The organism is Arthrobacter sp. AG367 (assembly GCF_007828995.1).
GTDB lineage: Bacteria > Actinomycetota > Actinomycetes > Actinomycetales > Micrococcaceae > Arthrobacter.
Window position 1 is genome coordinate 13,362 of record NZ_VIVE01000009.1, and the last position, 14,723, is coordinate 28,084.

Here is a 14,723-nt window from a genome sequence, read left to right on the forward strand (position 1 = left end):
CCCATGAGCGACCCCACAGCCTGGTCCTCCGGACGGCTGCGGTTTTTCAAGCGGCCCTTTCACGAGTACCGGCTGACGGACCGGGTGGCCATGAGCCAGATGCCGTTGTTCGTGACCACCATCCTGACGGCCCTGCTGGTCTGGGCGTTCTTCCCGGACACCATGGACAACCCCCTTTTCGTCACGTTCCTCATCTCCCAGCTGGCGATCATGGCGCTGTGCTACCTCATCCCCTGGGAGCGGCTGCCCCACACCAGCTTCCTGGCCATCCCGCTGCTGGACTTCATCTCGATCGCCGCCGGCCGGGAGGGCGGACAGGAAAGCCTCGCGGGTATCAGCCTGCTGGCCGTGTTCCCGGTCATCTGGCTCTGCGCGTCGGGCTACTACCCGCGGGCCGCCTTGTGGCTCTCCTTCCTGGGACCGCTGGCCATTATCTGGGTGCCGTTGCTCGTGAAGGGAAACTACACGCCACAGGACTTTGCCCGGTCGCTCCTGCTGCCGGTCATGATGCTGGGCATTGGCGTCTCAGTGAGCGTCCTGACCCTGAGCATGATGCGCCAGCAGACGCAGCTGGAGGAGAAAGACGAGCAGCTGAGGGCCAACCTGCGCATCAGCAAGCGCCAGGAGGCCCTGTTAAACACCGTGCTGGAAACCGTGCACCTGGGCGTCCTTGCCGTCGACGCCGACGGCCACGACGTCCTGATGAACCGGAAACAGCGCGCCAACCATGAACTGGCCAGGCCAAAGAATATCGCGGACCCCAACGAGTCACAGCTGCTGGTCTTCGGCCCTGACCGCAAGACGCTGGTCGCCGTGGAGGAGCGGCCGGTCCGCCGGGCTGTCCTGGGGGAAACCTTCACCGATTACCTCGTCTGGCTGGGCGAGGGGAAAGAACAGCGGGCCTTTGTCACGACGGCACGCGCCATGAAGGATTCCGATGGCAACCTCGGCGGCTCCGTCATCGTCTTCAGCGACGTCACGGACCTGGTGAACGCGCTCACCGCCAAGGACGACTTCGTCTCCAGCGTCTCCCACGAATTCCGCACGCCATTGACCTCCATCCTCGGGTACGTGGAGATCCTTCTGGCCGATGAGCTGGAAGGGCCGCAGCGCGAGATGCTGGAGATCATCCGCCGGAACTCCGAGCGGCTCCTGACCCTGGTGTCGGACCTGCTGTCCAGCAGGAACGGCCAGTTGATCGTCACGCCCCACGCCGTCGATGTGGCCGAACTCGTGCGCAGCAGCGTCTCCTCCGCGATGCCGCGGGCCGCCGCCGCCGGCGTCGAACTGCGGGCCGAAACCCCGGAGCGCCTGGAAGCTCACGTGGACAGCGCCCGGATCTCCCAGGTCCTGGACAACCTGGTGTCCAATGCCATCAAGTACTCACCGGACGGCGGCGAGGTGGTGGTGTCGCTGGCGCAGGAGGACGGCCACGTGGCCTGCCGCGTCACCGACACCGGCATGGGGATGAGCCCGGAGGACGCCTCCGAAGTGTTCGCCAAGTTCTTCCGCACCAGCAGCGTCCGCCGCACCGCCATCCCCGGCGTGGGCCTGGGCCTGCCCATCAGCAAGGCGATCGTCGAGGCACATGGCGGCACCATCGGCGTCGACAGCACGCTGGGCGAAGGGACCACCTTCATGTTCCGGGTGCCGGTGTAGCGGCCCGCGCCCGCGGGGTTACCTGGCGGGGCCTGCGGGGGCAGGACGCGGGTGGGAAACCACCTCGCCCCAGGACTGGCGGGCGAGGTCCCTGACGGAGGCAAGGATGGCCGACGGCGGCTGGCTGAGATCCAGCGGGAACTCCACGATGTCGATATCGGTGTTAAGGATGCGGCGGAGTTTCATTTCGCCCTTGCCGGCATAGACGAGCCAGGCGGTGGGTACGGCCAGCGCCGTGCAGTGCGCCAGCATCTGGTAATGGTCTGCGGTGAGGGACGCACCGGCGTCCGACGCGGCCCGGTACTTGGCGTTATACGCCACCACCGGCCGCCCACCCAGCAGGTGGACAGCATCCGGGCGCACGGACAGGCGGTCCGAGTCGCGCACCGCCTCGCTGAGGAGGGCGTTGTACCGCAGCCGAAGCTCCCCCGGATACGCGGCCATCGCCGCCCGCAGTGCGGTGCCCACGAAGTCCCCGAACACCTGGGCCATGTCCACCACGAACGAGGCCGTCCGCTGCCTGCCCTCCCCCGCTTCCGCGGACGCGTTGCGCAGGATCAGCTCCGCCAGGCGCAGCACGGCGTGGTAGCGCAGGTTCATCCTGGTGGGCTTCCACGGCGGCACCGGCGCCCCGGACGGAAGGCGCGTGACGGCGTCGAGCTTTCCCTTCAGCTGCCGCAGCCGGCCCAGCACCTCCGGCCGTACCCCCGGCACCTGCCCCATCCGCTCCAGCGCAGCGCGCAGGATCCGGTTTTCCGCGATGTCCTCGGTGAACTCGTCGTAGGAGACCTCCAGGGGAACCAGCATTCCTGGACGGCGGGAGATCTGGTCCGAAATCCGGATGCGTCCCTTGACCGTCCGCAGCGACTCGTCCACGGTGAGGTAGCCCTGCAGGACACCACGGCCCAGGGCCCGTTCGGCCAGCTGCGCCAGCGACTCGGCCAGGGCGCTCCACAGGTCCCGGTCCTCGTCAGCGGCCACCAGGTCCGGCCGGAAGCCCTGATCCCCCGCATAACTGAGGAGGAAGAGGAGCCGGCTGAGCCCCAGCCTGTCCTTGGGCCGGACGTCCAGCTGGAGCGTGGGGGTCCGGACGGAGCCCACCTTGCCCACCGGTTCAATCCGGTACAGCCCCATGCCCATGGGGGATGCCTTGGCCAGCCCGCTGGAGTTCAGGAAGGAAGCACTTGGCGCGTCCAGCCGTTCCACCAGGCCGCCTGACAGCTCGTCCAGGACCAGGTGCCGCACGGACGCCCGGGGATCAGCGCGCTGCAACGCGTCCCAGCAGCTGGTCCAGCCCGAAGCGCTCCTCCAGCTGCGCCCGCGTGAGCTGGCCGTGGTAGTGCTCCTCCAGCAGCGGCATCAGCTCATACTTCCAGATCCGGCGGAGCCCGGCCGGGGTTTGGGCCGCCGGCTTCATGAAGTAGGACGGCCCGATCATCAGGTCCCGGTCCCACTCGTCGATGGCACCGTTCAGCGCATCCAGCAGCAGCGCCGGGGTGGTGTCCAGCTGCCGGGCCTGCAGGAACCGGAGCAGGGAGCCCTTGACCGGCTCGGTCTGCGGGTGCAGCTCAATGAAGGAGAACCGGCGGCGGATGGCTGCGTCCATCATGGCGATGGAGCGGTCCGCAGTGTTCATGGTGCCGATGATGTAGAGGTTGTCCGGCAGCGTGAACGGTTCGTTGGGGCTGTACTGCAGGTAGATCCGGTCGTCGCGGTATTCCAGCAGGAAGTACAGCTCGCCGAACACCTTGGCCAGGTTGGCGCGGTTCATCTCATCGATGATCAGGAAGTACGGCTTCTTCTCGTTCCCGGGCTTGGCGGCTTCCTCGGCCAGGCGGCGCAGCGGGCCAGCCACCAGCTTGAAGGACACCTGGCCCTCGTCCGTCTTGTCCGGCCGGTAGCCCTCGAAGAAGTCCTCGTAGGCATAGGACGGGTGGAACTGGACCAGCTTGACACGCTCGTCGGTGGTGTCGTCCGCCAGCTCGGCGGCGAGGTGCTTGGCCAGGTAGGTCTTGCCGGTGCCCGGAGGGCCGTAGAGGACCAGCTGGCGGTTCTCCTCCAGCAGGTCCGCGATCTCCTGGAGCGGTTCCAGCTCCATGTGCAGCGACGCCGCGAATTCCTGCGTCAGCGGGCGGAAGCCCTCCTGGACAGGCTGGACGACGGCGGCACCCTCAGTGTCGCCGTCGGGCTCGGTTTCCGCCTCGGCAGGCAGCAGCGCCTGCAGCGCCTGGACCACCCGGGTCACGTCCACCACGATGCCGGGGGTGGCGAGCTGGCGCTGGACGTGCCGGGGAAGGCTGGTGGTGGTGTGCCCGTCGTCGAACCAGCGCACCTTGCGCCGCAGCCGGCGGTTGTCGTCGTTGTACTCGGGCTCCCCCAGCACGCCGCCCAGCCGGACAGTTCCGGCGTGCTGGTAGAGCACCAGATCACCCGGTTTCATGACGGTCAGGAAGGCAAACACCGCAGTCTTGGTGTCCTCGCGTTCCACGTAGCCAAGGTGTTTGTAGTCCTCGTCCACGGCGTGCTGGACCAGGCCGGCGGTGACGCCGGGGTCCAGGTGCCGGAGATGTTCGACGTCGAGGGTGACCTTTTCCTCGCCGTGCCAGGCCGTGAGCAGCTCGGCGTGGTCGCTGTGCGTGCGGAGCAGCCAGGCCCGCCGGCCGGGGTCGCCCACTTTGCGCCACTGGCTGACCAGCTGGCGGGAGTACCAGTCCGTGCGCTGGCCCGCCTGCTCGTCCAGGTGCAGCCGGATGCGGTGGATGTCCGCAGTGATGTCCTCTTCGCTGTCGCCGTTGGCCCCGCCCACCAGCGACGCGAACGCGTCCCGGATTTCCTGCCGCTCCACGTCCGCCACCACCGGCTCGAAGTAGCTGGGCCAGGCGAGGAACTCAATGCTGCGGCGGATGGCGGGCTGATCGTCGGGAGTTGATGCAGCGAGGCGGTGGAACTGCACTGGGTCCTTGATGGCCGCCTGCACCACGCTTGCCGGCCGCTGCGCCACGTTCTGCACAAACCGGCACAGCCACTTCAGGTGGTCCCAGATGGTCCAGTTGAATTCGGCGGTCCGGTCGCGGATCACGCCGTGGTCCGTCATGCCGGCGTACAGCTCCTCGGGAAGCTCCAGCGGCGGCTCAAGCCAGCCCGCGGCCTCGGCCACGCGGGCGCGCTTGACCTTCAACGACTTCACTTCGTGGGCCAGCGGAAGCGACTGCAGGAACAGCAGCTCCACGGCCAACTGCTTGGCCCCGCGGGTGGCGCCCTCCAGGTTCTCGCGGAGGTTGGTCATCATCGGGGCCTTGGAATCGGCGATGCCCCGGTCCAGGCGGTCGAGCAACTCCGCGGCCGCCGGAACCGACCAGGTCCGGGTGCGGCCGTCCAGGGGTGAAGCCTTGCCTTGGAGACCGGGCCCCAGCACGAACCACGCCGCATCCTCGATCTCCTTGGAGATGCCGAGGGCGCGGGTCATGGCAACAGTGGCAGTGGGGGTCATGCCTCCAAATTTACAGGGTCAAGCTGGGCGGCCGCTCCAAACCGTCCGGCCGCCCATCCGCCATGCCGGGCTAAATGCCGGTGGCGGGCCGCTTCCTGCCGAAGACGAAGTACCCCATGGGGCCGATGAAATTGATGAAGGAGGCCGCCCGCCAAACAGCCTTTGGGCCGTTAATCAGCTCGGCGGGCCTGCGCGAGATGTCCCGTTGGGCGGCAACCAGCAGGGACACCTGCATGATCGCGGTAAGGATGATGCCCGCCCTGCCGGATGGGGACATTTCCTTCCATGTCTTCTTGTTCCGGCGGCCAAGGGTCTTGTTCTTGGCCATCTTGTTTTTAGCCATCTTGTTTTTAGCCATCGGGGCTCCCTTTCACCGTTCGCTGGTTGTTCCAGTCCAGTGTGTCCAGACCGGCCCTGTCCAGAGGCTTACTGCCTGTAGGGGGCCATCCGGTCCTTTTGTTCCTGGCTGAGTCTCTGCACCCGGCCGGTCGTTTCGTCCACGAACGCCAGGTGGCTGCTCGCCTTCACGCAGTCCTCGCGGGTGACGGGGTCCTGGAGCAGGTAGTGGATATCGAAGCTGGCTCCCTTGACGGCGCCGATCCAGAGCTGCACCACCGCCGGTATGTTGCGGTACTCCAGCGTCCGGACGTAGCGGATCTTGTGATCCACCACCAGCGCCATGGTTCCGGCCGGAACGTCGTTGAACAGCGATACCGGCGGCTCCACACCGGGCAGACCCGCGCCCCGGGGCGGCCCGAAGGCGGCGATCCTCGCCTCCTCCAGCATCCTGACGATCTGGACATTGTTGATATGGCCGTAGGCGTCCATGTCTCCCCAGCGCATCGGCACCAGGACCTCAATGCGCTTACCGCCGTCCGGCCCGGCCCCTTCCGCGGCCTCCCGTCCGTCTTCCTGCCGCTGCAGCCGCTGGGCCGCCTCGGCCTGCTGGGCGCTCAGCTGCGCACCGCCGTCGAATCGTCCACCGGTACTTCTCCGGCATCTGCACCCGCGAACTGTGACATGTAGAGGCGGTGGTAGGCGCCCCGGGCATCGAGCAGCACCTGATGGTTGCCCTGTTCCACGATTTGTCCGTTTTCCATGACCAGGATGGTATCGGCATCGCGGATGGTGGAGAGCCGGTGGGCGATGACGAAGCTCGTGCGGTCCGAGCGCAACGCGGCCATGGCCTTCTGCACCAGGAGTTCGGTGCGGGTGTCCACGGAACTGGTGGCCTCGTCCAGGATCAGCAGCGAGGGGTTCGCCACGAAAGCACGGGCGATGGTGATGAGCTGTTTCTCGCCGGCGCTGACGTTGTTGCCCTCCTCGTCAATCACGGTGTTGTAGCCCTCGGGCAGCGCCCGCACGAAGCGGTCCACGAAGGTGGCCTTCGCGGCGGCCATCACCTGCTCGTGCGTGGCGTTGAGGTTGCCGTAGCGGATGTTGTCGTAGATGGAGCCGCCGAACAGCCACGCGTCCTGGAGGACCATACCCACTTTGGAGCGCAGCTCGGAGCGGCTGAGGTGCGTAATGTCCACGCCGTCGAGCATGATGGAGCCGGCGTTGAGCTCGTAGAACCGCATAACCAGGTTCACCAGCGTGGTCTTGCCGGCGCCCGTGGGCCCCACAATCGCCACTGTGTTGCCGGGCTCTGCCGTGAAGGACAGGTTCTCGATGAGCGGCTTGTCCGGGGTGTAGCTGAAGGTGACGTTCCGGAAGTCCACATGCCCGTCGGTCTTCGGCGGCAGGTGTTCGGTGGCGGTCTCGGCGTCCTGTTCGTCGGCGTCCAGGAATTCGAAGACGCGCTCGGAGGATGCCACGCCGGACTGCAGCATGTTGGCCATGCCCGCCATCTGGCCCAGGGGCTGGGTGAACTCACGGGAGTACTGGATGAACGCGGTGGCATCACCCAGGGACATGGCGCCGGATGCCACCCGCAGGCCGCCCACCACTGCGATGCCCACGTAGCTCAAGTAGGAGACGAACTGCATGACGGGGAAGATGATTCCGGACACGAACTGCGCCCCAAAGCTTGCCTTGTAAAGGGCCTCGTTGCGTTCCTCGAACCGGGCCAGCATGTCCGCATCGCGGCCGAAGACGCGGACCAGGTCGTGCCCGGAAAAGGACTCCTCGATCTGGCCGTTCAATGACCCGGTGTTCTTCCACTGGGCAGCAAAGAGCTTCTGGCTCCGGACTCCGATCAGGCCAGCGGCCACCCCGGACAGCGGAAGCGCGATCAGGGCAATCAGGGCCAGCTGCCAGGAGACGATGAACATCATGATCACGATGCCCACCACGCTCAGCACGGAATTGACCAGTTGGGCGAAGGCCTGCTGGAGTGCCTGCTGGATGTTGTCGACGTCGTTGGTCACCCGGGACAGCACGTCGCCGCGCTGCCGGGTGTCGAAGTAGTTCAGGGGAAGCCGGTTCAGCTTGGCCTCGGTGTCATCGCGCAGCCGCCGGATGACCTTCATGACGATCCGGTTCAGCACGTACCCCTGCAGCCACATGAAGATGTTCGCCACGAAGTACATGAGCAGCACGATGGCGATGAGCATGGTGAGCTTGTCGAAGTTGATGCCGGTGCCGGGCACAAGTTCCATGCGGGCCACCATGTCCGCAAAGTTGTCCTGCCCCTGCTGCCGGAGGCCGGTAACGAACTGCTCCTTGCTGGCCCCGGCGGGAAGTTGTTTGCCAACCACCCCGGCGAAGATCACGTCCATGGCCTGGCCCAGGATCTTGGGGGCGATGACGTTGAGGACCACGGAGATGACCACCAGCCCCACCACGGCATAGATGCCCAGCGCTTCGGGCTTCAGCAGCCCCATGAGACGTTTGGCAGACGGCCAGAAATGCTCGGCTTTCTTGGCCGGCATGGCACCGAACATGCCGCCGTCGGCTTCGGTGGGCTGGAACTCCTCTTCGACGTAGTCGTCATCCTCCGGCTGCCCTGCGCCCGGTTGTGCCTCCCCCGCGGGCGGCTGGACGGACATTGGCGTCACTTCCACGGGACTGGAGTCCTTCTTGCGCGGGCTCATGCCACTTCCTCCACACTCAGCTGGGATTCGACGATTTCCTGGTAGGTGGGTGAGGTTTCCAGCAGTTCCTCATGGGTTCCACGGTCAACGATCCGCCCGTTGTCCAGGACCAGGATCTGGTCAGCCTCGGTAATGGTGGAGATCCGCTGGGCCACGATGATCACCGTGGCGTCCGAGGTGGTGCGTTTGAGGGCGGCACGGAGCCGGGCGTCGGTGGCAACGTCCAGGGCGGAGAAGGAGTCGTCAAACAGGTAGACGCGCGGTTTGGTCACCAGCGCGCGGGCGATGCACAGGCGCTGGCGCTGGCCGCCGGAGACGTTGGTGCCGCCCTGCGAGATCCGGGAATCGAGTCCGTTCTTCTTTTCCCGGACAAATGATTCACCCTGGGCTGTCCGGAGCGCATCCCACAGTTCCTGGTCGGTCGCCTCGGTCTTGCCGAACCGGAGGTTGTGCCCGATGGTGCCGGAGAACAGGTAGGGACGCTGCGGCACCAGGGCGACGCGTTTGGTGATCTCCGCGCGGTCCAGCCTGTCCACCGGGACGCCGTCAAGCAGCACCTGGCCTTCTGCGGCGTCGTACAACCGCGGCAGGAGGGAAAGGAGGGACGTTTTGCCGGCACCGGTTGACCCAATGATGGCGATGGTCTGGCCGGGGCGTGCAGTGAAGCTGATGTTGCTGAGCACCGGGGACTCGGCTCCCGGGTAGGCAAACGTGACGTTGCGGTACTCAACCACGCCTTGCAGGGAGGCCGGGGCTTCGGGACGCTCGGGGTCGTGGATGGAAGGTTCGACGCCGAGCACCTCGCCGATGCGGTCAGCACAGACTGAGGCGCGCGGGATCATCATGGCCATGAACGTGCCCATCATGACTGCCATCAGGATCTGCAGCAGGTACTGCAGGAATGCGGTCAGCGACCCTACCTGCATGGCGCCGGCGTCCACCCGCTGCCCGCCAAACCACAGCACAGCGGCAGTGGACAGATGCAGGATCATGCTGATGGCCGGGAACATCAGGACGAACAGGGCGCCGATGCGGAGGGAGACGTCCGTGAGTTCCTTGTTGGCGCCACCGAACCGGTCCGTCTCATACGGTTCGCGGACGAAGGCCCGGACCACGCGGATACCGATGATCTGTTCGCGCAGGACGGCGTTGATCCGGTCGATCTTCCGCTGCATGGAGCGGAACAGCGGCATGAGGCGGACCACCAGGTACCCCACCACCACGGCCAGCAGCGGGACGGACACCCACACCAGCCAGGAGAGGTTGATGTCCTCACGCAGCGCCATGACGATGCCACCGATGCACATGATGGGGGTGGCGACCATGAAGTTCAGCGCCATCAGCAGGAGCATCTGCACCTGCTGGACATCGTTGGTGCCGCGGGTGATGAGCGTGGGAGCGCCGAACGCGTTGACGTCCTTGGCGGAGAAGCTGGTGACTTTGCGGAACACCGCGCGGCGCAGGTCGCGGCCCACCGCCATGGCCGTCCTGGAGCCGAAGTAGACGCCGGCGATGGCCGCAGCTATCTGGGCGAAGGCCACCAGGAGCATCACTGCACCGGTGCGCCAGATGAAATCGGTGTCTCCGCGGGCCACCCCTTCGTCAATGATCTGCGCATTCAGGCTGGGCAGATACAGGGCGGCAATGGTGGACGCGAGCTGGAAAACGAGGACAGCCAGGATGTACGGCAAATACGGTTTGGAGTAGCGCCGTATAAGGGTGAGGAGCATGGACTCAACTCTAGTGATGCCCACCGACATTGGGTCCCCTTGGAAGCAGGTTTTCCAGGCCGGAGCCACTGGTGGAGGGCCAGTCTACGGGGGCACCATGGGCAGCGGCATTCCCCGCAGTCCGCAGTAGAAGCCGCAGCCCGCACCGGGAAGTGTCTTCCCAGTGCGGGCTGCGGCGTTGGTGTTCCCAGTGCGGGCTGCGGCGTTGGTGTTGCCGGTGCGGGGGGCCGCGCCCTGCTGTCGATGGCCTGCCAGGCGCTGCTAGGAGCCGGCCCCGGCGGACGGAGCCTCGGCTGACAGGGCATCGGCTGACGGTGCGTCAGGCGCTGCGGCACTGTGCTTCCCGCGCCCTGCCAGGTACAGCGCGGCCGCTGCCTGGATCTTGCGCTCCTTCAGGAGCTTGCGCTGCAGCCTGCTGAGCTCTGCCGCGGTGGCCGCCTGCCTGGCCGCCACGTCCTGCTGGGAGCGCAGCTGTTCCTGGATGTCCAGCACCAGGCCGCCCAGTTCCGCCTGCTGGCGGGCCAGCAGGTGCTGGGTGTCCTGCAGTTTCTGCAGGGTGGCGGCGGCGCTGGCCACCGCGTCGGCAGCCTTGTCCATCGTGTCGGCAGAGCGCAGGTCCAGCCCTTCGGAACGGAAGCTCCTGGCGAAGACTTCCTCGAAGTCCTCCGTGGCCACCCGCCCGGACGCCGCGGCAGCAGCGGCAGCACCGCCGTCGTACATCCTGGCCGGCGCTGAACCCAGCCCTGCAGGTGTGGCACTCCTTGCGGGCAGTCCGTTCCCGGGGGCGTTCCCGACCGGCGGGACCACGGGCAGCTGGCCGGTCATGGCGGTCATTCCGGCTTCGCCGGCGGCGTTGGCCTGCAGTGTGGCCTCGGGGGTGATGTCCACGGTCCTGCGCAGCGGCACCTCCTTGATGAAGATCACGGCGATGAGGGCAACCGCGCTCACGACCGCGGAAATCATGAAGATGCCGGCAGTCGCGTCACCGTAGGCCGCCCGCATGATGTCCGCGACCGGTGCGGGCAGGTCCTTGAGGTCCATGCTGGCGCCGCTGTTGCCGGAAGCCTGGATGCCCAGCTTCGACAGTCCATCGGTGGCCAGGTCCTTGACGTGGTTGGCCATGACGGCGCCCAGGACGGACACGCCGATGGCGCCGCCCACCGAGCGGAAGAACGCGACGGAGGCACTCGCGGAACCGATGTCCTTGGCCTGGACCGTGTTCTGCACGGCGAGGACCAGGTTCTGCATCAGCATGCCCAGGCCGATGCCGAAGATGCCGGTATAAAGGCCGGTCAGCCAGAGTTCGGTGGTGTGGTCCATGGTTCCGGCTAGCGCCAAGCCGCCGATCAGCAGGACGGTGCCGCCGATCAGGAAGCGCTTCCACTTGCCGTAGCGGCTGATCAGCTGGCCGGACAGGACGGAACCGACCAGGTTGCCGGCGATCATGGGCAGGGTCAGCAGGCCCGCCTCGGTGGGCGTGGCGCCGCGGGCCACCTGGTAGTACTGGCCCAGGAAGGTGGAGGAGCCGAACATGGCCACGCCCACGGCAACGGATGCCACGATGGCCAGCGCGGTGGTGCGTTCGGAGATGATCTTCAGCGGGATGATCGGCTGCGAGACCTTGGATTCAACCAGGACCAGCAGTGCGAGCAGGAGGACGCCGCCGCCCACCATTACCGCGGTCTGCCAGGACCACCAGTCGTAGTAGTCGGCTTTGCCTGCGAAGGAGACCCAGACCAGGAGCAGGCTGACGCCGGAGGTGAGCAGGATGGCACCGAGCCAGTCGATCTTGGCCGGGCGCTTGGTGTGCGGAACCTTGAGCGTGACCTGGAGCAGGATCAGGGCGACGACGGCGAGCGGCACGCAGACGAAGAACGTCCAGCGCCAGCCAAGCGAGCTGTCCACGATGAAGCCGCCCAGAAGCGGTCCGCCGGCGGTACCGACGGCCATGACGGCACCCATGTAGCCGGAGTACTTGCCGCGTTCACGCGGCGGAATGATGGAGCCGATGATCGCCTGGGCCAGGGCAGTCAGCCCACCCATGGCGATGCCCTGGATCACGCGGGCGGTGAGCAGGAACGGGATGTTTTCGGAGAAGCCTGCCATCACCGAGCCGGCCACGAAAATCACGATGCTGAGCTGGACCAGGACCTTTTTGTCGAAGAGGTCGGCGAGCTTGCCCCAGATGGGGGTGGTTGCTGCGTTGGCCAGCAGCGCGGCTGTGATGACCCACGCGAAGTCCGTCTGGGTGCCCTTGAGCTCGGACATGATGGTGGGCAGCGCGTTGGCCACGATGGTGCTGCTGAGGATTGCGGTAAAGAAGGCAGCGAGGAGACCGGTCAGGGCCTCCATGATCTGCCGGTGGTTCATGGGTGCGCCGGGTTCGTGGCGCTTGGATTGCCGCGACTCCTGTTTGGCGCCGCGTTGGCGCTGGCGCTCCTGTTCCTGGTCCGCGGCGGCGGTGACGTTAGCCATTAATGGACTCCTGCGTTTCGTGTTCAATGGTGGTTCCGGCCGCCCTTGCCCGGATGGAATTCTTCAGGGATGTGGTGAGCTTGCTCAGCATCGCGGCTGTTGCCACGGCGTCGTCCTCGTTCCAGTCGGCGAGGTAGGCCTGCAGGGTCTCCGCCCGGTGCCGCACCAACTCCGCAAGCTTTTCCTTGCCGCGCGGGGAGAGTGCCAACAGCTGGGCCCGGCCGTCGTCCGGATCGGGGGTGCGGACCACCAGGCCCGCGTCCGCCAGCTCCGCCACATGCCGGCTCAGCACCGGAGGGCTGACCCCCAGCCGCTCAGCCAGGTGCGCGGCACGGGTCTCCCCTTCGCCGATGAACTTGAGCACGCCCTGGAGGGCGATGCCCGTGTCCTGGCCCTTGATGTTGATCATGGTGACGCAGCGCAATGCGCGCTGGAGGTCATAGATGTTGCTGACGAGGTCGGCTGCAGTGGCCGGTGCGACAGACATGATCCTCCCTAAAGAATTAGTTGCTGCAAGCAACTGTATCAGGAAAAGGTTGCTTAGGGAAACGAAGTTGTTGCCGCTGGCCCTTAAACACACACGCTCCCCCACTTCAGCCGTTGTGGCAGAAGTGAGGGAGCGTGTGAGCGTTATTGGCTACATCAGTCGCCCAGGTGGGTGGGCCCGAACATCTTTAAAAGCGTCTCAACCACGACGACGTTGGGCCCGTCCCCGGCGAAGCCCGCCTTCAGCGCGTCCCCCACATCCTCCGGGGCAACCCGGGTGGCGGGAATGCCGAAGGACTCGGCAAGCCTGACGAAGTCCGGGCGGGCCAGTTCGGTAGCGGTTGCCTTGCCGAAGGCACCCACCATGTATTCACGCAGGATGCCGTAGCCGCCGTCGTCCACGATCAGCCAGGTGACCGGCACGTTGTGCTGTTTCGCCGTAGCCAGTTCGGCGATGGAATACATCGAGGAGCCGTCGCCGGACACGGCGAGTACCCGGCCCGGCCTCCCCTGGGTTTCCAATCCCACGGCCGCTCCAATGGCGCCGGGAAACGCGAAGCCCAGGCCGCCGGCGCCCTGGGCTGAGTGGAACTGCCCCTGCCGCGCGTCCCAGCAGGACCAGCCCCAGTAGGCGGCGATGGTCATGTCCCAGAAGGTCTGCATGTCCGCCGGCACGGCCTCGCGGATGTCGGCCATGAACTTCAGTTCCTTGCCCAGGTCCTGGGATTCCAGCCGGGCGCGGACCTTGGCGAGCGATTCCTGCACCAGCGACTCCGGGGTGGCACCATGCCAGTCCGGGGCCGCGGCCCTGCCGGGCTGCAGTGCTTCATCAAGGGCCGCGAGCGCCTGCCCGGCGTCGGCACGGATGCCAAGGCCAGGCCGGTTGGATTCCAGCACCCGCGGTTCGGCGTCGATCTGGATGATCCGCCCGCGTGGTTCGAACGTGAAGTAGTTGGACGTCACCTCGCCCAGCGAGGAGCCGATCACCACCAGGACGTCGGCGTCCTCCAGGACGTCGGTCATGTAGCGGTCCTCGATCCAGGCCTGGAGGGACAACTCGTGGTTCCAGGGGAACGCGCCATTGCCGCCCGGCGTGCAAATCACGGGAGCGCGGAGTTTCTCCGCGATGGACAGGAGGGACTTCTCCGCCTTGCCGCGGCGGGTGCCGCCTCCTGCAATGATTGCCGGGCGCCTGGCTGCTTCCAGCCACTTCACGGCCTCCCGCACCAGTTCGATCCGCGGCGGGTTGTCCGCTGCCTCCGCCAAGGCATCCTCCACTGGAGGCACCATGATGGGATCCAGCAGCACGTTTTGCGGAATCTCAAGCCAGACCGGGCCCTGCGGCGAGGAGATGGCCTCGGTCCAGGCGTCCTGGATGGCGGACGGGATGCCCGATGCATGCTGGATCAAGCGCTGGCTCTTGGTCACGTTCGCCGCCGACGCCTTCTGGTCATCAAGCTGGTGCAGCATCCCCTTGCGCCTGGCACCCAGCCCCTCCAGGGGAATCTGGCTGGCCACCACCACCATGGGCACGCCCGTGGCGTAAGCCTCCTGTAGGCCGGCCAGGGACGTCAGCGCGCCGGGGCCGGTGGACAGGAACAGCACGCCCACTTCCCCGGTGGCGCGGGAGTAGCCGTCCGCGGCAAAGGCGCTGTTGTTCTCGATCCGGGAGGAGACGAAGTGCAGGTTGCCGCGTCCCATCGCGTCGAACAGTCCCAGGGCATGCTGCCCCGGGATGCCGAACACCGTCTTGGCACCCAACGCTTCGAGGGTCTCGACGACGAGGTCCCCGCCATTGCGGGCACCCCTTCCCTCCGCGGGGGCGGGTGCCGCCAGTTCGGTCACCGC

General features: G+C 66.5%; 10 protein-coding genes. 1 reads left to right on the forward strand and 9 read right to left on the reverse strand.

All coding sequences use genetic code 11. The features are described from left to right. The first annotated feature begins 3 nt into the window (after positions 1-3). Positions 4-1,659: a cell wall metabolism sensor histidine kinase WalK gene (locus FB478_RS18250; protein WP_144601262.1), complete on the forward strand. Its 1,656-nt coding sequence runs from the start codon at positions 4-6 to the stop codon at positions 1,657-1,659. Between the two features lie 18 nt (positions 1,660-1,677). Here the strand turns inward: FB478_RS18250 and FB478_RS18255 are convergent, their stop codons facing one another. The 9 genes from FB478_RS18255 to FB478_RS18295 form a co-directional block, all read right to left on the reverse strand. Beyond that, a complete protein-coding gene (locus FB478_RS18255) occupies positions 1,678-2,931 on the reverse strand; it encodes a 5-methylcytosine restriction system specificity protein McrC (RefSeq protein WP_186447836.1) in 1,254 nt (417 codons plus the stop codon). Continuing rightward, positions 2,918-5,149: an McrB family protein gene (locus FB478_RS18260; protein ID WP_144601263.1), complete on the reverse strand. Its 2,232-nt coding sequence runs from the start codon at positions 5,147-5,149 to the stop codon at positions 2,918-2,920. The genes FB478_RS18255 and FB478_RS18260 overlap by 14 nt, the downstream gene beginning before the upstream one ends. A gap of 70 nt (positions 5,150-5,219) precedes the next feature. After that, complete coding sequence (locus FB478_RS18265) at positions 5,220-5,477, reverse strand: hypothetical protein (protein ID WP_134165661.1); 258 nt, start codon at positions 5,475-5,477, stop codon at positions 5,220-5,222. Positions 5,478-5,575: 98 nt separating this feature from the next. After that, entirely contained in the window at positions 5,576-5,992 is a 417-nt protein-coding gene (locus FB478_RS18270; protein WP_144601310.1) for a thioesterase family protein, read from the reverse strand. A 110-nt stretch (positions 5,993-6,102) separates the two neighbouring features. After that, positions 6,103-8,139, reverse strand: a complete 2,037-nt coding sequence (locus tag FB478_RS18275) for an ABC transporter ATP-binding protein (RefSeq protein WP_315898353.1) — start codon at positions 8,137-8,139, stop codon at positions 6,103-6,105. 41 nt (positions 8,140-8,180) lie between these two features. Further along, entirely contained in the window at positions 8,181-9,914 is a 1,734-nt protein-coding gene (locus FB478_RS18280) for an ABC transporter ATP-binding protein (RefSeq protein ID WP_134165617.1), read from the reverse strand. A 261-nt stretch (positions 9,915-10,175) separates the two neighbouring features. After that, complete coding sequence (locus FB478_RS18285; protein ID WP_144601265.1) at positions 10,176-12,389, reverse strand: MDR family MFS transporter; 2,214 nt, start codon at positions 12,387-12,389, stop codon at positions 10,176-10,178. Next, the gene (locus tag FB478_RS18290) at positions 12,382-12,876 is read right to left on the reverse strand and encodes a MarR family winged helix-turn-helix transcriptional regulator (RefSeq protein WP_018769604.1); all 495 of its coding nucleotides are present in this window, start codon (positions 12,874-12,876) and stop codon (positions 12,382-12,384) included. The genes FB478_RS18285 and FB478_RS18290 overlap by 8 nt, the downstream gene beginning before the upstream one ends. Positions 12,877-13,031: 155 nt before the next feature. Then, positions 13,032-14,720: a thiamine pyrophosphate-binding protein gene (locus tag FB478_RS18295; protein ID WP_144601266.1), complete on the reverse strand. Its 1,689-nt coding sequence runs from the start codon at positions 14,718-14,720 to the stop codon at positions 13,032-13,034. Positions 14,721-14,723: the final 3 nt, after the last annotated feature.

Excerpts from the sequence above, each read along its gene's own strand:
- FB478_RS18250 (WP_144601262.1), top strand. The coding sequence starts at position 4 with ATGAGCGACCCCACAGCCTGGTCCTCCGGACGGCTGCGGTTTTTCAAG.
- FB478_RS18260 (WP_144601263.1), bottom strand. The coding sequence starts at position 5,149 with ATGACCCCCACTGCCACTGTTGCCATGACCCGCGCCCTCGGCATCTCC.
- FB478_RS18265 (WP_134165661.1), bottom strand. The coding sequence starts at position 5,477 with ATGGCCAAGAACAAGACCCTTGGCCGCCGGAACAAGAAGACATGGAAG.
- FB478_RS18270 (WP_144601310.1), bottom strand. The coding sequence starts at position 5,992 with ATGCGCTGGGGAGACATGGACGCCTACGGCCATATCAACAATGTCCAG.
- FB478_RS18275 (WP_315898353.1), bottom strand. The coding sequence starts at position 8,139 with ATGTCCGTCCAGCCGCCCGCGGGGGAGGCACAACCGGGCGCAGGGCAG.
- FB478_RS18280 (WP_134165617.1), bottom strand. The coding sequence starts at position 9,914 with ATGCTCCTCACCCTTATACGGCGCTACTCCAAACCGTATTTGCCGTAC.
- FB478_RS18285 (WP_144601265.1), bottom strand. The coding sequence starts at position 12,389 with ATGGCTAACGTCACCGCCGCCGCGGACCAGGAACAGGAGCGCCAGCGC.
- FB478_RS18290 (WP_018769604.1), bottom strand. The coding sequence starts at position 12,876 with ATGTCTGTCGCACCGGCCACTGCAGCCGACCTCGTCAGCAACATCTAT.